19 protein-coding genes are annotated in these 20,957 nt (G+C 71.3%); 2 read left to right on the plus strand and 17 right to left on the minus strand.

Annotation, left to right across the window (positions count from 1 at the left end; all coding sequences use genetic code 11):
* Nucleotides 1-177: 177 nt before the first annotated feature.
* The 12 genes from ACVJ1F_RS01895 to hrcA all read right to left on the minus strand — a co-directional run bounded on the left by ACVJ1F_RS01895 (nucleotide 178) and on the right by hrcA (nucleotide 13,718).
* Nucleotides 178-2,847 carry a bifunctional lysylphosphatidylglycerol flippase/synthetase MprF gene (locus ACVJ1F_RS01895; RefSeq protein WP_456884339.1) on the minus strand — a complete coding sequence of 890 codons (2,670 nt, stop codon included), beginning with the start codon at nucleotides 2,845-2,847 and terminating at the stop codon, nucleotides 178-180.
* A complete protein-coding gene (locus ACVJ1F_RS01900) occupies nucleotides 2,844-4,175 on the minus strand; it encodes an alpha/beta hydrolase (protein ID WP_456884341.1) in 1,332 nt (443 codons plus the stop codon). The genes ACVJ1F_RS01895 and ACVJ1F_RS01900 overlap by 4 nt, the downstream gene beginning before the upstream one ends.
* A gap of 194 nt (nucleotides 4,176-4,369) precedes the next feature.
* Complete coding sequence (locus tag ACVJ1F_RS01905) at nucleotides 4,370-5,062, minus strand: response regulator (RefSeq protein ID WP_402751707.1); 693 nt, start codon at nucleotides 5,060-5,062, stop codon at nucleotides 4,370-4,372.
* Entirely contained in the window at nucleotides 5,059-6,321 is a 1,263-nt protein-coding gene (locus ACVJ1F_RS01910; protein WP_456884343.1) for a sensor histidine kinase, read from the minus strand. Before ACVJ1F_RS01910 ends, ACVJ1F_RS01905 begins: the two co-directional genes overlap by 4 nt.
* Before the next feature lie 136 nt (nucleotides 6,322-6,457).
* On the minus strand, nucleotides 6,458-7,396 hold the full coding sequence (era, locus tag ACVJ1F_RS01915; RefSeq protein ID WP_456884345.1) for a GTPase Era: 939 nt from the start codon (nucleotides 7,394-7,396) through the stop codon (nucleotides 6,458-6,460).
* A gap of 61 nt (nucleotides 7,397-7,457) precedes the next feature.
* Entirely contained in the window at nucleotides 7,458-8,756 is a 1,299-nt protein-coding gene (locus ACVJ1F_RS01920) for a hemolysin family protein (protein WP_052505052.1), read from the minus strand.
* Between the two features lie 7 nt (nucleotides 8,757-8,763).
* Nucleotides 8,764-9,225, minus strand: coding sequence for an rRNA maturation RNase YbeY (gene ybeY, locus ACVJ1F_RS01925; RefSeq protein WP_456884346.1), 462 nt, complete (start codon nucleotides 9,223-9,225; stop codon nucleotides 8,764-8,766).
* Complete coding sequence (locus ACVJ1F_RS01930) at nucleotides 9,222-10,307, minus strand: PhoH family protein (RefSeq protein ID WP_456884348.1); 1,086 nt, start codon at nucleotides 10,305-10,307, stop codon at nucleotides 9,222-9,224. Before ACVJ1F_RS01930 ends, ybeY begins: the two co-directional genes overlap by 4 nt.
* A complete protein-coding gene (locus tag ACVJ1F_RS01935; protein WP_056047543.1) occupies nucleotides 10,297-10,674 on the minus strand; it encodes a histidine triad nucleotide-binding protein in 378 nt (125 codons plus the stop codon). Before ACVJ1F_RS01935 ends, ACVJ1F_RS01930 begins: the two co-directional genes overlap by 11 nt.
* Before the next feature lie 50 nt (nucleotides 10,675-10,724).
* Nucleotides 10,725-11,468, minus strand: a complete 744-nt coding sequence (locus ACVJ1F_RS01940; protein ID WP_456884350.1) for a 16S rRNA (uracil(1498)-N(3))-methyltransferase — start codon at nucleotides 11,466-11,468, stop codon at nucleotides 10,725-10,727.
* 2 nt (nucleotides 11,469-11,470) lie between these two features.
* A complete protein-coding gene (gene dnaJ, locus ACVJ1F_RS01945) occupies nucleotides 11,471-12,586 on the minus strand; it encodes a molecular chaperone DnaJ (RefSeq protein ID WP_159824840.1) in 1,116 nt (371 codons plus the stop codon).
* Between the two features lie 109 nt (nucleotides 12,587-12,695).
* Nucleotides 12,696-13,718, minus strand: a complete 1,023-nt coding sequence (hrcA, locus tag ACVJ1F_RS01950; RefSeq protein ID WP_056045687.1) for a heat-inducible transcriptional repressor HrcA — start codon at nucleotides 13,716-13,718, stop codon at nucleotides 12,696-12,698.
* A gap of 180 nt (nucleotides 13,719-13,898) precedes the next feature.
* Here hrcA and ACVJ1F_RS01955 point away from each other — a divergent pair, with 180 nt between their 5' ends.
* Complete coding sequence (locus ACVJ1F_RS01955) at nucleotides 13,899-14,402, plus strand: DUF4870 domain-containing protein (RefSeq protein WP_233568332.1); 504 nt, start codon at nucleotides 13,899-13,901, stop codon at nucleotides 14,400-14,402.
* A 130-nt stretch (nucleotides 14,403-14,532) separates the two neighbouring features.
* On the opposite strand, the gene hemW is transcribed toward ACVJ1F_RS01955, so the two are convergent.
* The 5 genes from hemW to ACVJ1F_RS01980 all read right to left on the minus strand — a co-directional run bounded on the left by hemW (nucleotide 14,533) and on the right by ACVJ1F_RS01980 (nucleotide 20,347).
* Entirely contained in the window at nucleotides 14,533-15,759 is a 1,227-nt protein-coding gene (gene hemW / locus ACVJ1F_RS01960) for a radical SAM family heme chaperone HemW (protein WP_456884353.1), read from the minus strand.
* Nucleotides 15,760-15,761: 2 nt separating this feature from the next.
* Nucleotides 15,762-16,535 (minus strand): DUF1990 family protein, encoded by a 774-nt coding sequence (locus ACVJ1F_RS01965; RefSeq protein ID WP_082460247.1) that lies wholly within the window; start codon nucleotides 16,533-16,535, stop codon nucleotides 15,762-15,764.
* Nucleotides 16,536-16,540: 5 nt separating this feature from the next.
* On the minus strand, nucleotides 16,541-18,391 hold the full coding sequence (gene lepA, locus ACVJ1F_RS01970; protein ID WP_456884355.1) for a translation elongation factor 4: 1,851 nt from the start codon (nucleotides 18,389-18,391) through the stop codon (nucleotides 16,541-16,543).
* A gap of 441 nt (nucleotides 18,392-18,832) precedes the next feature.
* A complete protein-coding gene (locus tag ACVJ1F_RS01975) occupies nucleotides 18,833-19,141 on the minus strand; it encodes a DUF4190 domain-containing protein (protein WP_056045693.1) in 309 nt (102 codons plus the stop codon).
* 54 nt (nucleotides 19,142-19,195) lie between these two features.
* Nucleotides 19,196-20,347 carry a pyridoxal phosphate-dependent aminotransferase gene (locus ACVJ1F_RS01980; protein WP_159824834.1) on the minus strand — a complete coding sequence of 384 codons (1,152 nt, stop codon included), beginning with the start codon at nucleotides 20,345-20,347 and terminating at the stop codon, nucleotides 19,196-19,198.
* A 243-nt stretch (nucleotides 20,348-20,590) separates the two neighbouring features.
* Between ACVJ1F_RS01980 and rpsT the strand changes: the two genes are divergently transcribed.
* A complete protein-coding gene (rpsT, locus tag ACVJ1F_RS01985; RefSeq protein ID WP_043596189.1) occupies nucleotides 20,591-20,851 on the plus strand; it encodes a 30S ribosomal protein S20 in 261 nt (86 codons plus the stop codon).
* Nucleotides 20,852-20,957 lie beyond the last annotated feature (106 nt).

Below are 20,957 nucleotides of genomic sequence, written 5' to 3' on the forward strand. Positions count from 1 at the left end.
TGCTCTTCGCGGGGGTGTCGGCCGACGACGAACTCCGCGACGAGGGGGGCCTGGGTCAGGACTCGCCGCGGCAGCTAAGGAGGAGCAGGCCGGTGAACACGTGACGAGGCTAGCACCGACCGAGGAGGCGCGGGTCGTCGCGGGCCGGCACCGCGCCTCCTCGGCTCCCCCGCCCGATCAGACCACCGTGCGGACGAGCCGCACGACGGCCCCGACCGAGAGGTCGGGCAGGTAGGCGCGGCCTAGCGCCGTGCCGATGGCCGGGAGCTGCACCGGATCGGGGAACGCCATGACGAGCGGGACGAAGTCGGGCTGGAACTTCTTCTTGAACGCCAGGAGGGTCCGGAACCCGTAGGCCGGCTCCAGCACGCGACCGAGGAAGGTGAGCACGCGCTCCGTCTGCGTCGACGGCCCTGCGGACGGCGCACCGGTCGCCAGCGGTGCCGCCGACAGGCTCAGGAACTCGACGCCCTGCTCCTTCATCGCCAGGGCCGACGAGGCGATGACGAACTCCATGACGCCGTTCATGCTGTCCGGCCGACGCCGCATGAAGTCGAGCGTCCAGCCGACGACGACCCCGTCGCGCCACGAGGGCAACCAGCTCGTCACGGCCTGGACCGAGTCGTCCTCGTCGAGGGCGAGCATCAGCGCCACGTCGGGGTCGCGCAACTCGTCGACGCCGCCGAGGGTGAAGCCCATCTCGGGCAGGTCCTTCTCGGCGACCCACTGCTCGCTGATCTCGCCGATCTGGCGGGCGACGGCGGGACGGAGGTCGGCGTACCGGGTCCATTCGGCCCGGACGCCGTTCTTCGTCGCACGATTGATGCTCGACCGGACGTCCTGCCACTTCTTGCCCGTCATCGCGAAGGTGGCCGGGTGCAGCACCGTCTCCTCGCCGACGGGCAGCGTCGCCCACCCCATCTCGTCGTAGACGGGCGAGAGCTCGCCGCGCACGCTGTAGAAGACCGGGGTGAGGCCCTGGTCGTCGCACCACCGGGCGAACTCGCGGGTCACCTCGCGGAGCCGGTCGGCCGCACAGAGCGGCCCGCCCGTGGTGATCGCGATGCCCGCGACGACGCGATAGGCGACCGCGGCGAGGCCGTCCTCCGTGAACCAGTACCGGTTGCCCTCCCAGAGGGCCATGTGGGACAGCGTGCCGGGGGTCCCCCGGTGGACGATGTCGCGCACCTGGGTGCGCGCCGCGTCGGGACGGACGTCCCCCGGCCGGGTCGCGCCCACCCCGAGCCCGACCAGGACGACGAGCCACCAGACCGGCCCCACCCACTCGAAGGCAGCCCGGACGAGCCCGCCGTCCGGCACCGGTCCGATGCGGGTGAGCCCGACGAACCCGACCGGCACGAAGCGTTCGGGCACGTCCAGCAGCAACGTCCACGGTTCGATCGTCGGGACGAAGGAGGCGCGCCCCAGCCACCCGACGACGGCGAACGTCACCGCCAGCACCAGACCCGACAGCACGACGACGAGCGCGAACCGCGGTCGTCGCGTCCCCTCGGCACCGACGCCGAAATGACGGCGCAGGAGGAACAGCCCGAGGGCCACCGCGGCCGGCACGGCGACCGCCAGCCCGGCGAGCACCACCCTCTCGACCACGTGTCGGGGCTGGTCGACCACCGGATCGGTCGTGACGGGCAGCACCACGTAGTACAGACCGGCGAAGAGGGCGAGGAGCCCGTTGACCGCGACGGCCACGTCGAGGGCGAGGCGACGACCCCGCCGCAGGTACCAGGCGCAGAGCAGCAGCACGGCCAGCGGCAGCAGGCTCAGCAGGACCGTCGGGACGGTGTCGATCCCGGCGAGGGCCGCGGCGCGCGCGCAGGCTCCGATCGGAGGCGCGTGCCGGTCCGGTGCGCCCTGTCCCGCGGCCGCGCACGCGGCCGAGAGCGACCGCCCGGGGAGGACGTCGCGGAACAGCATGCCGAGGGGCGAGAGGGCTCCGATCGGGCTGCGGGTGAGGAGGGTCAGGACGGGACCCAGCGCGGTCACCGCGACGATGGTCGACGCGAGGCGGCGTACCTCGTGGTGCGAACTGCGCGACCAGCCGCGTTCGGCGGGGCGACCGGTCAGCACCACCCCGAACGCGAGCCCGACGAGGGCGCCGATCAGCGCGTAGAGACCGGACGGGTGCCCGTCGTAGAGCACGAAGGCGAACACGCACGAGAATCCGACCAGCCGGATGCGCCGTCGCCAGAGGGGTCCGGAGAACGCGCTGGCGGTCATGATCGTTCCGAGGGCGGGGGTGAGCGGGTGGAGGGTGGACTCGGCCGCCACCTCGAGGGCCCAGGCCTCGCCGACCGCCTGCCCCAGGGCCTGCACCGCCACGCCGACCCCGGTCGCGACGACGGCCGTCACCAGGTAGGCGGCCACCGTGCGGGACCAGCCCATGCGACGCTCGGCGGCGCCCACGAGGACGAGCACGCCGACCACGGCCAGGACGAGCTGCGCGGGACTGCCGGCGAAGAACACCGAGCCGACGACGAGCAGCCACGAGGTGCGGTCCTCGAAGGGGTCGAGACCCGCTCCGACGAGGTCGCGCAGCCGCTCGCTCGGCGCATGCGTCACGCTGCCCGAGGCGAGCGCGAGCACGACGAGCAGCAGCGCGAGGGCGAGACTGACGGGACGGCCGCCGACGAACGCCACCACGTGGGTCGCGACGCCTTCCACGAACCGGCGCGCACGCCCCGGCTCGTGGGGGTCGGGCTCGTGGGGGTCGGGCTCGCGGGGTGCCGGCCCGGGGGGTGCCGTCGTGGAGGTCGTCGGCACCGTCGGTTCGTCGGCGCCGGCGCCGGCGCCGGCACCGGCGTCGGCGCCGGCCAGCTCGCCGCTCACGGTGTCTGCACCGTCGCGCTCAGGCCGAGGCGCGGGTAGAACCGTCCGATGCCGTGGGCGAAGCCGTTCGTCGCGGTCGTCCAGTCGTGCCCGCTGCCCGGGGAGACGTAGCGCGTCACCGTCATGCCGGCCTTCGCCGCGGCCGCCGAGTTCGCGGTCATGATCTGGCCGTACCGTCCGTCCGTGGCACCGACGGCGAAGAACGCCGCGGTGTCCGCGTAGGGCCCGTGCGCGGCCATGATCGCCTGCGGTTGGGCCGCCTCGTAGGCCGCTCGGTTGCCGGCGAAGCCCTGGTCGATCGTGGTCTTCTCGTCGCCGATCGAGGGGCCGAGCTCACCCGACACGTCGATGAAGGTCGAGAACAGGTCGGGCCGCGCCGACGCGAACTGGATCGAGCAGGTGCCCCCCTGCGAGAACCCACCGATCGCCCATGCCCGCGGCCCGGTGGCGACGTGGAAGTGACTCGTCATGTAGTCGACCACATCGGTGGTGATGTAGGTGGCGCTGTTGCCCAGGGCGCCGTCGACGCACATCGGGTTGTGGGCGTCGGCGCTCAGCTGGTCGGGCACGACGACGATCGGCGCGAGCCCGTGGTTCTTCGCCGCGAAGGCGTCCAGGGTCCCGACGAGGTGGCCGGCCGTGATCACCGAACTCGGTTCGGCCGGTTGTCCCGAGAGCATGATCATCACCGGAAGGGCGGGGGCGTCGGCCACGAGGGCCGCCGGGGGCAGGTAGACGACGGCGTCACGGGCGGGGAAGTGCGAGACGGCGCCGGGGATGGCCACGCTGCCGTACCGTCCCACGGCCGGGACATCGGCGGGGGCCTTCCAGGTCGACCAGAGGGTCGGGTCGAACTCCGTCGAGCCGGGCGCCGCGGACGAAGGCGCGGCGGCGGTCGGCGGGAGGGCGGGCACCTCGTCCCGACCGAGCGCCTGGGACGGGTTCTGGTAGACGCCGCCGTCCCGGTTCAGGGCGAGGCCCCCGGCCAGGGCGAAGACCAGGACGGCCAGGACGGCCACGAGCTTCCGCCACCACCGGGTGCGGAACAGGTTGACGACGACGACAGCGACGCCGGCGACCACGGCGGCGACCCAGAGGCGATCCACCCAGGTGGGTGACAGGCCCAGCACGTCGCGTACGTCGCCGAGCCACCAGGTCGTGAGGGCGCCGAGGCCGGCCCCGAGCAGGACCGCGAGGGCGATCCACCGCCACCACGTGCGTCGGGTCCGCGGGCGGACGAGGAGCCCGACGGCGACGAGGGCGGCGACGACGTCCACCGCCAGCAGCATCGTCGTGGACAAGAGCGGAACCGACAGCAACCAGTCCATGCGAGAGCTTCTTTCGGCGGAGGATCGGGGTGATGGCCACCCAGGTGACACTCTGCCGCCTCGGAGCCTCTCGGCACGAGCCGTGCCGCCCGGTCTCAGCAGCCTCATCAGGTGTGATCAGCCACCACACGGCACCGACACGTCGCACCGGGGCGCCCCGTCGGCGACGGCCGTGGCAGCCGGCTCCAGCCGAACTACTCGGCGAGCCCGTGTTCGTACGCGTAGACCACCAGTTGCACCCGGTCGCGCAGGGACAACTTCGAGAGGACCCGACTGATGTGGGTCTTGACCGTCGCCTCGCTGAGGAACTCCCGCGACGCGATCTCGGCGTTGCTGAGGCCCCGCGCCGCGAGGTCGAAGATGTCGCGTTCCCGGGTGGTCAGGGTGCCGAACGACGCGGGCACGGCCCGGGCGCGTGACGCCCGGCCGTCGAAGTGCTCGAAGAGTTCTCGCGTGGCCGACGCCGCGATCACGGCGTTGCCCGCGTGCACGGTGCGGATCGCGGCGAGCAGGAACTCGGGGTCGGCGTCCTTCAGGACGAAACCGCTCGCGCCTCCCCGGATGGCGCGGGTGGCGGCCTCGTCGAGGTCGAAGGTCGTCAGCACGATGATGCGCGGCGGACGGCGGGAGGCCGCCTCGGCCTGCGCCAGGACGGCGGTGGTGGCCGCGATGCCGTCCATCACCGGCATGCGGATGTCCATGAGGACGACGTCGGGAGCGGTGCGCCCGACCATCGCCACGCCCTCCTCGCCGTTGCTGGCCTCGCCGACGAACTCGAGGTCGGGCTGCGAGCCGACCAGCATCTTGATGCCTGCACGGAACAGGGCCTGGTCGTCGACCAGGGCGACGCGGATGGGTGCCGTCGAACGGCCGGGCATGTCGATCATCGGATGCGTACCTCTTGGGTCAGTGCCAGGGTCGGCACGATGGCGTGGACGACGAAGCGTCCGTCGGCGTTCTGGGTGGTGAGCGAGCCGCCCGCCAGGGTGGCGCGCTCCCGCATGCCGTCGAGCCCGTGGCCGCCCCGCCGCTCGTCGCCGGACGTGTCGAGCGGACGCGTCGGCGGCCGCACGACGTTGGAGATCACGAGGTGCAACGCCTCGTAGCGCCAGTCGAAGTGGAGGCCGACGGGCTGGTCGACGGCACCGTGCCGCAGGACGTTGGTCAGGCTCTCCTGCACGATGCGGAACACGGCGAGTTGCCGGTTGGTCCCGAGCACCTGGGGTTCGCCCGTCACGAGCAGGTCGACCGTGAGACCCGACCCGCGCATCTGGTCGAGCAGACGGTCGAGGTCGCCGAGGGCGGGCTGGGGCGCCTCGCCCTGGCTGTGCCGCAGCTGACCGAGCAGCACCCGGACGTCGCCGAGGGCCTCCCGGGCCGTCGTCGCGATCGTCGTGAGCGCCCCGTCGACCGAGGTCGGGTCGACCCGGGCGGCGTAACGAGCCCCGTCGGCCTGGGCGATGACGACGGCCAGCGAGTGGGCGACGACGTCGTGCATGTCCCGGGCGATCCGGTTGCGTTCCTGCTCGACGGCGATGTCCCGCTCGGCCCGGGCGGCCTCGCGTTCGGCCCGCGCGGCGTCGTTCTCGGCCCGGGCGGTCTCGCGCTCGGCGATGAGCCGAGCCTCACGGCTGAGCCGCTCGGACCATCGCGCCCGGGCCAGCAGTCCCCCGGCCCAGGGCAGACCGAGCAGGGCGAGGAATCCGAGGAGGCTGATCCCCAGCTGTAGGAGGATGCGGACGACGTCGGTCACCGCGTAGATGTCGTAGTCGACGCCGAACAGGCTCTGCTGCACGAACGAGAGGTAGAACGTGCCCAGGAGGGCACCCACGCCCACGGAGACCAGGCCCGACCACTTCACCCGGTCCGTGCCGTACGCCGCCGTGGAGTACAGCACCGCGCAGATCGCGAGGTTCGTGACACCCGGCGTGCTGCCCGTGATCATCTGGGACGCGGCGACCAGCCAGGCGAGGGTCAGGGCGAGCCCCGGCGACAGGCGGCGCAGGGCGAACGTGACCGTCATGCCCAGCACGACGAACGGGGTCGTCACGACGCCGTCGGACAACACCAGGCCGACCACGCCGAGCAGGAACGCCGCCGACAGGTCGACGGCGACCTGGTAGGGCGCGAGGCGTCGGAAGATCACCCGACCACCGTACGACCTACGGCGGCCCGTCCGGGGCGGCCGCCGTGCGCGAACGACCTCGGGACCACCACGATCATCCGCAGGGACGAGGACGACCCTCCTGCCCGGGACGGGGCCGGACCACCGGGAGGGGGCGTCAGAACCCCAGTCGACCGAGCTGCTTCGGGTCGCGCTGCCAGTCCTTGGCGACCTTCACCCGGATCGACAGGAACACATGCTTGCCGACGAGCGGCTCGATCTGCGCGCGGGCACGCTCGCCCACCTCGCGCAGGCGCTGACCGCCCTTGCCGATGACGATGGCCTTCTGGCTGTCGCGCTCGACGAAGAGGTTGGCGTAGATCTCGAGGAGGTCCTTGTCGTCACGCTCGACAATGTCGTCGATGGTCACCGCGAGCGAGTGCGGCAGCTCGTCCTGCACGCCCTCGAGCGCGGCCTCGCGGACGTACTCGGCCACCCGGTCGGTCAGGCCTTCTTCGGTGACCGCATCGGACGGGTAGAGGGGCTGTGACAGCGGCATGAGCTTGATCAGCTCGGCCGTGAGGACGTCGAGCTGCACGTCGCTGACCGCGGACAGCGGGATGATGGCCTCCCAGTCGCGCAGACGGCTGACCGCGAGCAACTGCTCGGCGACGGCCGGCCGAGACGTGGCGTCGGTCTTGGTGACGATCGCGACCTTCTTGGCCCGCGGGTACTGGTCGAGCTGCTCGTTGATGAACCGGTCCCCCGGCCCGAGCTTCTCGTCGGCCGGCACGCAGAACCCGATCACGTCGACGTCGCCGAGGGTGGTCTGGACGATGTCGTTGAGCCTCTCGCCGAGCAGCGTGCGCGGACGGTGCATGCCCGGGGTGTCGACCAGGACGAGCTGGCCGGTCGCCTGGTGCACGATGCCGCGGATCGCTCGTCGAGTCGTCTGGGGCTTCGACGAGGTGATGGCCACCTTCTGCCCCACGAGGGCGTTGGTCAGCGTCGACTTGCCGACGTTGGGCCGCCCGACGAACGAGACGAACCCCGCGCGGTAGGTCGAGCCCCGAGGAGGCGCGGCCGAGGGGGTGAGGTCGTCTCCGGTGGTCGACATGGGGGCCTTTCGTGAACGTGCGGGAACGGGTGGGAGGTGGAGGGTCGCGACGAACGGACGCTCAGTCGTCGCGAGCGGCGTCGGCGAACGCGGCCTGGGCGTCCGCGAGGTCGGGATCGCGCTCGACGAGCACGGTCTGCAGGTCGTGCCGACGCCCTTCGGTGCGGTCGGCCGTGAGGACGAGGCCCGACACGCGGACGACCGAGCCCTGCTCGGGCAGTCGTCCCAGGACCTTGGTGAGCAGCCCTCCCACCGAGTCCACGTCGTCGTCGTCGAGTTCGAGGCCGAAGAGATCGCCGAGTTCGTCGACGGGGAGACGGGCACTCACCCGGAAGACCCCCGCGGAGACCTCGCGTTGCGGGGCGACCTCGCGGTCGTACTCGTCGCTGATGTCGCCGACGAGTTCTTCGATGAGGTCCTCGAGCGTGACGAGGCCGGCGATGCCGCCGTACTCGTCCACGACCATCGCGAGATGGTTCTTGTCGAGCTGCATCTGCCGGAGGGCGTCGTCGGCCTTCTTGGACTCGGGCACGAAGACGGCCGGGCGGGCGAGCGTCGTCACCGGGGCCGAGTCGTCGCCGCTGTGCTCGTGCAACCGCCGGGCGAGATCGCGCAGGTAGACGATCCCGACGACGTCGTCGGAGTCGCGACCGACGACCGGGACCCGCGACACGCCTCGACCGAGGAAGAGGCTCATCGCCGAACCGACCGACGCGGTGGCGTCGAGGGTGACCATGTCGGTGCGGGGCACCATCACCTCGCGGACCACCGTGTCGCTGAACTCGAAGATCGAGTGGATGAGCTCGCGGTCGTCCTCTTCGAGGACGTCGAGCTCGGTGGCTTCGTCGACCATGCTGAGCAACTGCTCTTCGGAGGAGAACGACGCGCTGCGCGGACGTCCGGGGGTCACCCGGTTGCCGACCGCCACCAAGGCGTCGGCCAGGGGCCCGAGCACGACCCGGACGAACCGCACGAGACCCGAGGTCAGACGCACGAGGCCGCGGGCGTGGGCCCGACCGACGCTGCGCGGGCTGGAGCCCACGAGGACGAACGACACGACCGTCATGATGAGAGCCGAGAGCAGCAGGGCCAGCCACCACGGCTCGACCGAGAAGGCGAACGACAGCGACACGAGGACGGCCGCCGACGTCTCGGCGAGGATGCGCACGAAGTTGACGGCGTTGACGTGCGCCCCGACGTCGGCGGCGATGGCGGTCAACGCCGTCGCATGACGCGGATCGTCGTCCGCCTCGTCGAGGAGGTCCTGGCGGCTGAGGACGCCGAGTGCCGAGTCGGCGGCGGCCAGGAGGCCGCCGAAGACCACCAGGAAGACCGCCACGACGACGAAGACCGTGACCATCACGGCGTCACCGACTCGTGTCGGACGCGGCGAAGGCCGCGAGGATCTCGCGCTGCAGACCGAACATCTCACGCTCGTCGTCGGGTTCGGCGTGGTCGAAACCGAGGAGGTGCAGGATGCCGTGACAGGTGAGGAGGAGCATCTCGTCGAGCGGGGTGTGCCCCGCCGTGGCGGCCTGGGCCACGGCCACCTGCGGACACACGACGATGTCGCCGAGCAGGCCGGCCGGCGTGGGTTCGTCTTCGGTGCCGGGTCGCAGTTCGTCCATCGGGAAGCTCAGCACGTCGGTCGGACCGGGTTCGTCCATCCACTGGACGTGGAGCTGCTCCATCGCCGCCTCGTCGACGAACACGATCGCGAGTTCGGCCTCGGGGTGCACGTGCATCTGGTCGAGCGCGAAGGTGGCCAGACGTTGGATCGTGGCCTCGTCGACCTCGACGGCGGATTCGTTGGCGACCTCGATGCTCACCGGGCTCCCTTCTTCGGCAGGCGGTCGCGAGCGTCGGCCTGCTGGTCCGCCGCCTCGAGACGGCGGTGCTGCTGGGCCTGACGCTCGGCGTCGTAGGTCGTGTACGCGTCGACGATGCGGCCCACGAGCGTGTGCCGCACCACGTCGTCGCTGGTGAGACGGGCGAAGTGGATGTCGTCGATGTCGTCGAGCACCGTCGTGACGAGCTGGAGGCCGCTGGCGCCGGTGGGCAGGTCGACCTGGGTGACGTCGCCCGTCACGACCATGCGCGAGCCGAATCCGAGACGGGTGAGGAACATCTTCATCTGCTCGGGCGTGGTGTTCTGCGCCTCGTCGAGCACGACGAACGCGTCGTTGAGGGTTCGACCGCGCATGTACGCGAGAGGGGCGACCTCGACGGTGCCGGCCGCGAGCAGCTTGGGCACGATCTCGGGGTCCATCATCTCGTTCAGGGCGTCGTAGAGCGGCCGGAGGTACGGATCGATCTTGTCGGTCAGCGTGCCGGGGAGGAAGCCCAACCGCTCGCCGGCCTCGACCGCGGGGCGCGTCAGGATGATGCGCTGGACCTCGCGGCGCTGCAACGCCTGGACGGCCTTGGCCATCGCCAGGTAGGTCTTGCCGGTGCCGGCCGGGCCGATGCCGAAGGTGATGGTGTGCTGGTCGATCGCGTCGACGTAGTCCTTCTGGCCCCGAGTCTTCGCCCGGACCCCCTTGCCGCGGCTGGTGACGATCGGCTGCCCGAAGACCTCGGACGGGCTGCCCTGCCCCGAGTCGAGCAGACGGGCCGACGTCGCGACGTCGGCCGGGCCGAGGTCGTGACCGCCGCGGACCATCGAGACGAGCTCGTCGACGAGGCCCTCGGCCCTGCCGACGGCCGACGAGGGCCCCTCGAGGGTGACCTCGTTGCCGCGGACGAGCACGCGGACGTCGGGGTACTGCTTCTCGACCGCACGCAGCAGGCGGTCTTGCGGGCCCAGGAGCTGGACCATGGCGACGCCGTCGACGGTCACGTCGACGCGACGGACGTCGTCACCCGTCGTCGGTGTCGAGGGGCCGGTGGCGTTCGTGTCGCTAGTGGGCAAGGGTGCCTTCCTCCAGGGGTCCACCGAGCACATGGGCGTGCACGTGGAACACGGTCTGCCCGGCGGATGCGCCGGTGTTGAAGATCAAACGGAACTCGGACCCGGAGTGTTCCCCGAACGCTGCCGGGTCGGCCGCGAGCCGGGACGCGGTCGCCACCAGTTCGGCGAGCAATGCCGGGTCGCCCGCGGCGAGTTCGACGACGTCGCGGTACGCCTGGGTCTTGGGCACCACGAGCAGGTGGACCGGCGCCCGGGGCGCGATGTCGCGGAAGGCGATGACCGCGTCGCTCTCGAAGACGATGTCGGCGGGGATCTCGCGCGCGACGATGCGGCTGAAGACGGTGGGCTCGTCGGAGGTCTCGGACATGCTGCCCATCGTAGCGACGACCGCCGACACGGCCCCGGGGGGCGTCGAGGTCACCAGCGACCGAGTCGCGCGCTCAGCACGGACAGCGCGGCGGGACCGGCCGTGGAGGTCCGCAGGACGGCGTCCCCGAGGCGCACCGCGCGGGCACCCGCCTCGGCGAGCTGGTGCAGCTCGGCGGGCGACACCCCGCCCTCGGGACCGACGACCACGACGACGCGGTCGGGCACCGCGCCTCCTGCGGTCAGGTCGACCGCCGTGAGCGCCTGCTCGGCCGACGGCTCGAGCACGAGGACGAGATCGCGGGAGGCGCGCTCGGCCAGCTGCCGCGTCGTCGCGAGCCCCGAGACCTCGGGCGACCAGGGACGGATCGACTGCTTGGTCGCCTCGCGCACGATCGACGACCAGCGGGTGAGGCCCTTGGCGACCTTGGGGCCCTCCCAGCGGGAGATGCTGCGCGCCGCGGCCCACGGGACGATCTCGTCGACGCCGAGCTCGGTCGCGGCCTGCACGGCGAGTTCGTCGCGGTCGCCCTTGGCCAGCGCCTGGGCGAGGACCAGCCGCGTCGTCGGCGGTTCGTGCCGGACGACCCGGGTCGCGAGCAGCACCAGCCGTTCGGGGGCCGCCTCGGACACCTCGCCCTGGACCACCAGCCCCCGTCCGTTGCCGAGGGTCAGCGGCTCGCCCACCCGCACCCGGCTGACCGTGACCGCGTGTCGGGCCTCGGAACCGGTCAGCTCGACGCTCGAGCCGACCTCGGCGGCGACCAGCTCGTCGACCAGGTAGAAGTGCGCCACGATCAGAAGTTCAGGAAGCGGTCGCGCAACTTGCCGAAGAGACCCTGCTGGAAGTGCGACAGCTCGGGCGCCGGGGAGCGGCGACCCGAGGCGAACTTCTCGATCAGCTCGCGCTCCTTGTGGCTGAGCTTGGTCGGGGTGACCACCTGGACGCCGATCTTGAGGTCGCCGCGACCCGTGCCGCGCAGTCTGGTGATGCCGCGGTCCTTCACGGTGAGGATGTCGGCGCTCTGGGTGCCGGGCTTGATCTCGACCTCGATCTCGCCGTCGAGCCCGGTGAGCGTCGTCGACGTGCCGAGGATGGCGTCGGCCATCTGCACCTCGAGCGTGGCCAGCAGGTCGTCGCCGTTGCGGCTGTAGGTGTCGTGGTGACGCACCTTGACCTCGAGGTACAGGTCGCCGTTCGGGCCACCGGCCTGGCCGACCTCGCCCTGACCGGGCAGCTGGAGCCGGAGTCCGGTGTCGACGCCCGCGGGGATGTCGATGGGGATCGAACGTCGGGCCCGGACGCGACCCTGGCCCTGGCACGTGGGGCAGGGATTGGGGATGACGGTGCCGTAACCACGGCAGGTCCCGCACGGGCTCGACGTCATGACGTTGCCGAGCAGCGAGCGCACGGTGCGCTGGATCTGTCCGGAGCCCCCGCAGATGTCGCAGGTCTGGGGCGAGGTGCCGGGTGCGCAGCACGAGCCGCTGCACGTGTCGCAGAGGACGGCCGTGTCGACCTCGATGTCGCGCTGCGTGCCGAAGACGATGTCCTCGAGGTCGACCTCGAGGCGCAGGAGCGCGTCCTGCCCGCGTTCCCGCCGGGACCGCGGACCCTGACGCTGGCCCTGGCCACCGCCGCCGAAGAACGCGTCGAAGATGTCGCCGAAGCCGGCGGCCCCGCCTCCGCCGCCGCCACCGAAGCCGGGCTGGGGGCCGAGGTCGTAGCGTTCGCGCTGCTGCGGGTCGCTGAGCACGTCGTAGGCGTGCGTGACGTCCTTGAACCGTTCGGACGCGTCGGGGCTGGGATTGACGTCGGGGTGAAGCTCGCGGGCGAGCTTGCGGTACGCCTTCTTGATCTCTTCCGGGGTCGCCTGACGGTCGACTCCGAGGACGTCGTAATGATCTGCCACTGGTTCTCGTCTGCCTCTGGTGTGGTGTGGTGGTCTTCCCGGCGGGGCCGGGCCCGGCGGACCGGGACGGGGATGGGGGTCGTGGCACGGCCGGGGCCGTGGTGGTCGGCTACCGCTCGGTGAGCAGCGACGACAGGTACCGCGCGACGGCACGGACCGCCGCCATGTTGGTCGAGTAGTCCATGCGCATGGGCCCGAGCACGCCGAGCCTCGCGATCTCGCTGCCCTGCGTCGAGTACCCGCTGGCCAGCACGGACGCCTGGGACAACCCGAACGACGCGTTCTCGCGGCCGATGCTCGCGGCCACGTCGACGGCGTCGAGTTGCATCTCGCCGAAGAGCCGCAAGAGGGCCACCTGCTCTTCGATCGCCTCGAGCACGGGGAAGAGGTCGCCGCTGAAGTCGTCGCCCGTGCGCACCAGGTTCGCCGCACCGGCCATGACGAGGCGGTCCTGACGTCCGGCGGCGATTTGCTCGGTGAGACTCGCGACGACCACGCCGACGACCGCCGCGAGGTCGGGACGGAACCGCGCCGGCAGGTCGGTGAGGGCGGTGGAGGCCTCACCCAGGGGCCGACCGCCGACCGCGGCGTTGATGGCGGCCCGCAACTCGGACAGGAAGGACTCGTCGACGGCGGTGCGGATGTCGACGACCCGCTGCTCGACCTGGCCGCTGTCGGTGATCAGCACCGTCATGACGCGACCGTCGCCCAGGCTGACCAGCTCGACGTGACGCACGCGGGCCCGGGAGAAGGTGGGGTACTGCACCAGGGCCACCTGGTTGGTGAGTTGCGACAGGAGCCGGACCGTCCGACCGAGCACCTCGTCGAGGTCGGTGGAGTCGCCCAGGAACGTCTCGATGGCCTGCCGCTGGGCCGCGCTGAGCGGGCGCAGGTCGGCGAGCTGGTTGACGAAGAGCCGGTAGCCCTTGTCGGTCGGCACGCGTCCCGACGAGGTGTGCGGTGCCGCGATGAGCTCTTCTTCTTCGAGCAGCGCCATGTCGTTGCGGATGGTCGCCGCCGAGACGCCGAACTGGTGTCGCTCGACGATGGACTTCGACCCGACCGGCTCGCGGGACGCGACGTAGTCGTGCACGATGACGCGAAGCACTTCGAGACCGCGTTCGGAGACCATGACGCACCTCTCTTCGCTCGACGTCCCCCGCGTCGTCCGCACGCCGGGCGACCGGGCCTGGCACTCGACGTGCCGGACTGCCAATCGTACGACACCTCCGTCGCGAGGCCTACTCGGGCCGCACCCGGCTGCCCTAGGGTGGCGGGGACATCCGCAGGACACTCACGAACAGGTGCAGCCATGACCGAGAACCCTCCCGCCCAGCCGAACGGCCCGCAGAACGGCCAGCCCGGCCAGAACGGTCAGCCCGGCCAGCCGTACGGGCAGGGTCTGCCCGGCCAGGGTCAGCCCGGCCAGGGCCAGCAGTCCGGCCCCGGCTTCGGCCAGCAGCCCGGCTACCAGCCGCAGCCCGTCCAGCCGATGCGCCCCGAGGACGAGAAGCTCTGGTCGACGCTCATCCACCTCGGCGGGATCCTCTTCGCGTTCGTCCCCGCCCTCGTCGGCTACCTCGTGTTGAAGGACCGCGGCCCGTTCATCCGGGAGCACACCAGGACCGCGCTGAACTTCCAGATCACGATGGCCATCGTCTACGTGATCTCGGCGATCCTGTCGATCATCGTCATCGGAGGGGTGCTCGCCCTCGTCGCCGGCATCCTCGTGATCATCTTCTCGATCATCGCCGCCGTCGCGGCCAACAAGGGCGAGTGGTACAAGTACCCGCTGACCATCGAGTTCGTCAAGTAGACGGTCGACCGGCCCGGACGGGCACCACGCGAGGCGCGACTCCCCCCGGGAGCCGCGCCTCCTGCGTTCCGGGCCCGCGCCTCCTGGTCGCCACCGTGGGGCGCCGCGGCGATCAGGACGATCGGGACGCTCAGTCGGGCAGCAGACGCCGCACGACGGCGTCGGCCATGAGCCGCCCCTCGCGCGTGAGCACGACGCGACCCTGCAGGGCCGGACGCCCCTCGACCCAGCCGTCGGCGATGAGGCCACCGACGGCCCGGCGTCCGTCGTCGTCGAGCTCGGAGGTGGGCAGCCCTTCTCGGATGCGCACCCCGAGCAGGACGCGCTCGACCCGACGGGTCTCGTGGTCGAGGGTCTCGCGCCCGGCGGCCGGCGACTCGCCCGCGGCCATGCGCTGCTGGTAGGCGGCGGGGTGCTTGACGTTCCACCAGCGGACGCCACCGACGTGACTGTGCGCGCCCGGGCCGACGCCCCACCAGTCGTGGCCCTGCCAGTACGCCAGGTTGTGGCGGGAACGGTGCTCGACGCCACGCGACCAGTTGCTGACCTCGTACCAGTCGTAGCCCGCGCCGGCGAGCCGGTCGTCCGCGATCTCGTACATGTCGGCCGCGGTGTCGTCGTCGGGCATCGGGACCTCGCCCCGCTTGATCTGGCGGGCGAGCTTCGTGCCGTCCTCGACGATCAGCGAGTACGCGGAGAGGTGGTCGGGCTCCTGCTCGAGGGCGACGTCCAGGGAACGCCTCCAGTCGTCGAGGGTCTCGCCGGGCGTGCCGTAGATGAGGTCGAGGCTGACGTCGAGCCCGGCGTCACGGGCCCAGCGCACCACGAACGGGATGCGCTCGGGGTCGTGCGTGCGCTCGAGGGTGGCGAGCACGCTCGGGACGGCCGACTGCATGCCGAAGCTGACGCGCGTGAAGCCGGCGTCGGCGAGCTGCTGCAGGTACGCGGCGTCGACCGAGTCGGGGTTCGCCTCGGTCGTCACCTCGGCGCCGGGCTCGAGACCCCAGGTGTCGACCATCGCGTGGAGCATCGACGTGAGGTCGCCCGAGGGCAGCATCGTCGGGGTGCCTCCGCCGAAGAACACCGAGGAGGCGCGGCGCGGCGGGAGGCCCGCCTCGCGCAGCACCCGGCCCCCGAGCTCGATCTCGGTGACGGCCTGCCCGGCGTAGTCGTCACGACGAGCGCCACGCAGCTCGTCGCCCGTGTAGGTGTTGAAGTCGCAGTACCCGCAGCGCACGCGGCAGAACGGGACGTGCAGGTAGACCCCGAAGTTGCGGTCGTCCGCGCCGACGGCGACGGTCTCGGGCAGGCGTCCGTCGACGGGGGCGGGATCGCCGAGGGGAAGGGCTCCGGGCACCGTCAGGCGCCGGTTCCCGCGGCGTCGCCGCGCGGGCCGGTCGGGGGGCGCTCGTCACCGCGGGGGTCGCCGACGCCGGCCTCGGTGTCCTCGACGACGACGACCTCGTCGGTCTGCTCGCCCTTCTCGTTGAGGCTCAGTGCCCGCAGGTACCGCTTCGTGTACTGCGCCTGCGTGCGTCGCAGGAACGGTGCCACGAGACGCCACTTCGCGCTCGACGGCTTCGAGAACGACCGGATGGAGAGCCAGACCGAACCGTCGTCGGTCTGGTCGACGATCCAGGACTCTTCGCCGCTCTCGGGGTGGCCGTCGAGGGTTCCGTACGCGAAACCCTTGCGCTTCGGTTCGTCGATCACGTAGACGACGCGCACCGGGGCCTCGACCGTGCGCCCGTAGGCCTCGATGCTGAGCGTGGCCGTCGTGCCCGCCGTGAGGAAGGGCGTGCCGTCGGGCGAGTAGCGCGACTCGTCACGCGCGGTCGCCCACTCGGCGGCGTCGACCGGCTGCCCGTGCTCGTCGAACTGGACGGGCGTGTACTCGCTCTCGTCGGCCGGCGGCACGCTGTCGACCCGGACGCGGATGCCGCTGCGCTCCTGGATCTGCCAGGTCATGGTGGCGATCCAGGCCGCGGCGAAGCGGGCGTCGCCGTGGCCGACGCGAGCCCGGTACTCGGCCGGCTTGAACCCCTTCGGCGGGTACTGCATGAGGTCGGGGGCCTGCGTCGCCCCGACCTCGCCGTAGGTCGTGCGGGTCTCGGTGTGGGTGGCTCGACGCATGGACCCTACTTCTTGTCTTTCTTCTCGACGTCGCCGCTGAGGGCGGCGATGAAGGCCTCTTGGGGCACGTCGACCCGACCGATGGTCTTCATGCGCTTCTTGCCCTCTTTCTGCTTCTCGAGGAGTTTGCGCTTGCGCGAGATGTCGCCGCCGTAGCACTTCGCCAGGACGTCCTTGCGCATGGCCCGGATGCTCTCGCGGGCGATGATCCGGGCACCGATGGCGGCCTGGATGGGCACCTCGAACTGCTGCCTCGGGATGAGTTCGCGCAGCCGGCCCGTCATGAGCACCCCGTAGGCGTAGGCCTTGTCGCGGTGCACGATCGCACTGAAGGCGTCGACCTGCTCACCCTGCAACAGGATGTCGACCTTGACCAGGTCGGCCTCCTGATCGCCGATGGGCTCGTAGTCGAGGCTGGCGTAGCCCGCCGTCTTCGACTTGAGGCTGTCGAAGAAGTCGAACACGATCTCGCCGAGGGGCATCGCGTAACGGATCTCGACCCGGTCCTCGCCGAGGTACTCCATGCCCAGCAGGGTGCCGCGGCGCTGCTGGCAGAGCTCCATGATCACGCCGACGTAGTCCTTGGGCGCGAGGATGCCCGCCTTGACCATGGGCTCGCTGACGCTCGCGATCTTGCCGCCCGGGAACTCGCTCGGGTTGGTGACCGTGACGGTCTTCTTGTCTTCGGTGGTGACCTCGTAGATGACGCTCGGGGCCGTCGTGATGAGGTCGAGGCCGAACTCGCGGTCGAGTCGTTCGGTGACGATCTCGAGGTGGAGCAGGCCGAGGAAGCCACAGCGGAAGCCGAAGCCGAGGGCCACCGAGGTCTCGGGCTCGTACACCAGCGCGGCGTCGGACAGCTTGAGCTTGTCGAGGGCCTCGCGGAGGAGGGGGTAGTCGCTGCCGTCGATCGGGTAGAGCCCCGAGAAGACCATCGGCAGCGGTTCGGTGTACCCGCTGAGGGCCTCGGTCGCGGGCTTGGCCGACGTCGTGACGGTGTCGCCCACCTTCGAGAGGCGGACGTCCTTCACGCCGGTGATGAGGTAGCCGACCTCGCCGACCGACAGCCCCTGACTCGGGACGGGCTCGGGTGACGAGACGCCGATCTCGAGGATGTCGTGGGTCGACTTCGTCGACATCATCTGCACCTTCTCGCGAGGGTGCAGGGTGCCGTCGATCATGCGGATGTACGTCACGACGCCGCGGTAGCTGTCGTAGACCGAGTCGAAGATCATCGCGCGGGGCGGTGCGTCCTTGACGCCGACGGGAGAGGGGATGCGGTCCACGACGCGGTCGAGGAGCTCTTCGACGCCCATTCCGGTCTTGCCGCTGACCCGCAGCACGTCGGTGGGGTCGCCGCCGATCAGGCCCGCCAGCTCGGCGGCGTACTTGTCGGGGTCGGCCGCCGGGAGGTCGATCTTGTTGAGCACCGGGATGATCTCGAGGTCGTTCTCGAGCGCCAGGTAGAGGTTCGCCAGGGTCTGCGCCTCGATGCCCTGGGCCGCGTCGACCAGCAGGATCGCCCCCTCGCACGCGGCCAGCGAGCGGGAGACCTCGTAGCTGAAGTCGACGTGGCCGGGGGTGTCGATCATGTTGAGCGCGAAGGTCTCGCCGTTGCGCTCCCACGGCATGCGCACCGCCTGGCTCTTGATCGTGATGCCGCGCTCGCGCTCGATGTCCATGCGGTCGAGGTACTGGGCACGCATCGCACGCGACTCGACCACGCCGGTGATGCCCAGCATGCGGTCGGCGAGGGTCGACTTGCCGTGGTCGATGTGCGCGATGATGCAGAAGTTGCGGAGGGACTCGGGCTCGGTCGACGCCGGCTCGAGTGCGCGGGTTGCTTGGGGACTCACACGATCCTCTGGGGGTGGTGGGCGGGGGTACCGCACGATTCTCCCACGCCCGGGCGACGGATAGGGCGTCGGCCCGCGCGGGGCCGTACGTCGGCAACTCCTGCCCGGTGTCGCGACCGGCACCGCGCCTCCCCCGGTCGACGGCTCGCGCCGTGACGGCAGGCCGGAGTTGCCGACACCGTGGCCGCACCGGATGCCGTGCGTGTGGGACGCCGCGGGGCGGGCGAGCGGGTGGGCCGGTCGGCGGGTGGGTCAGAGGGGGGCGCGAGCCAGCGGGGCGGTGCGGGCAACTCCTGGCCGGTGCCGCTCGGGCGGTCGGACTCCCCGGCGTCACGACGGGCGCGCGACGGCAGGCAGGAGTTGCCGACGCGGGCGGCGCGAGCCGGACCGTGGGACGGGCCCGCCGGGCGGGACCGCCGGGCGGGACCGCCGGGCCGAGGGTCAGGCGGCGGTGCCGGGAAGGAGCGCGAGGACGCCCGCACCCCCGACGACGGCGAGGCCGATCGCCAGGGCGATCAGCGTGCCCACGAGCATGACGGCGGACGAGACGATGCCGACGAGTGCCATGGTGCGACCCTCGGGCTCACGGCGGCGGGACAGGATGCCGAGGACGAGGCCGGCGATCGGGACGACGAAGGTGAAGCCGAAGCCGATCGAGGCGAGGCCGAGGACGAGGCTCCAGACGGCTAGGGGCGAACGGACGCCGGTGGTGGAGGCGGAGAAGGTCGTGTGCACGGGTTGGTTCGTCATGTTCCGAGCCTAGGAAGCCCCTCGCGTCGACCCCAGGGGGCTGACCCCCGGATCTCAGCGGGGGTCGCCCGGCGCCGGCAGCTTGCCGAGCCCCCGGGTGATCACCTCGGGTGACGACGCGAGGCAGACGCGGATCCACCCCTCGCCGCTCCGGCCGAACGCACTGCCCGGCGCGACCGCGACGCGCTCCGACAGCAGGAACCGCTCGGCCCACGCCGCCACGTCGCCCTGCGACGCGTGGCTGACGTCGATCCAGAGGTAGAAGGCGCCGGTGGGCTCGAGGTACCGGATGCCCCGCTCGTCGAGCAGCGTCGTGGCGAGGTCGAGGTTGCTCCGATAGTGCTCGCGGGCGTCGGCCACGGGCTGGTGGTCCCCTACGACGGCGGCGAGGGCGGCGTGCTGGTCGGGCTCGGCGACGCAGCTGATGGCCGCCTCCTGGACCGTGCGCATCGTCTCCGCGAGGCCCTTCGGCGTCACGAGGTAGCCGACCCGCACGCCCGTCATGGCGTAGGTCTTGCTCATCGAGAAGACGCTGAACACCCGGTCGTCGCCGTCGAGCGACGCCAGGCTGACGTGCTTCGGCCCGTAGGTGAAGTACTCGTAGACCTCGTCGCTGATGACCCAGAGGTCGTGCCGGCGGGCGAAGTCCAGCAGGCGCCGCAGCGTCTCTTCCGGGTAGACGACGCCGAGCGGGTTCGACGGGCTGTTCACGATGAGGGCACGGGTGCGGTCGCCGACGAGGTTCTCGAGTTCGTCGAGGTCGGGGTGGAAGCCGAGCTCGGGGGCCAACGTGTAGGGCACGGGCACGGCGTCGAGCATGTGGGCGTTCATCGTGAACGTCGTGTAGCCGGGGTCCGGCACCAGCACCTCGTCGCCGGCCGCGAGCAGCAGTCCCATCGTCTGGTGCAGGGCCTGTGTCCCCCCGACGGTGACCCAGACCTGCTCGAGGTCCACGTGCACGTCGTTCTCCCGGGCGAGTTTGTCCACGAGCGCCTCGCGCAGGGCCGGGATGCCGCCGTTCGGCGTGTAGTCGGTGCGGTCGTCGGCCCAGGCGCGGCGTGCGGCGTCGGCGATGTGGCGGGCGACGGGCACGTCGGGTTCGCCCACCACGAGCATGTCGACGCCGTCGAGCTGCGCCGCGAGCTCGTAGACCCGACGGATTCCGGAAGCGGGCACGGTGGTCATGTGGGGTGCGAGCTGAGGCATGATGGCACGGTACCCCGCACGACACGGCACGCCGACCGGTCGACGTTCGTTGAGAGTCGGGCTCGCTGCTGGTAACGTTGCCTGTTGGCTTGCGCGTTACGTCTGCAGTGGCGGAACGCGATCGCAGCCGAGAGCCGCTCCGGTGGCCATCACCGGCGGCAGCACCGGGTCGACCGATTCACGTCGGTCGGACGCTCGGCTGGCGCACATCGTCCGATACTCAGAATCCAGAAAGTAGTTCACGTGGCAAACATCAAGTCGCAGATCAAGCGCATCGGCACCAACAAGAAGGCCCAGGACCGCAACCGCGCCGTCAAGAGCGAGCTCAAGACCGCCGTCCGCGCCACCCGCGAGGCCATCGCCGCCGGCGACAAGGACAAGGCCACCTCAGCTCTGCTCCTCGCGTCGAAGAAGCTCGACAAGGCCGCCAGCAAGGGCGTCATCCACCAGAACCAGGCCGCGAACCGCAAGTCGTCCATCGCGAAGCAGGTCGGCGCCCTCTAGGCTCCCCTCCCCCGAGCCCCCGGGCTCGACGACGAAGGCCCCGTCTCGATCGAGACGGGGCCTTCGTCGTCCCCGTTCGCCCGCAGGACAGGCGACCGGACGGTCA

Source organism: Frigoribacterium sp. 2355, assembly GCF_054060695.1.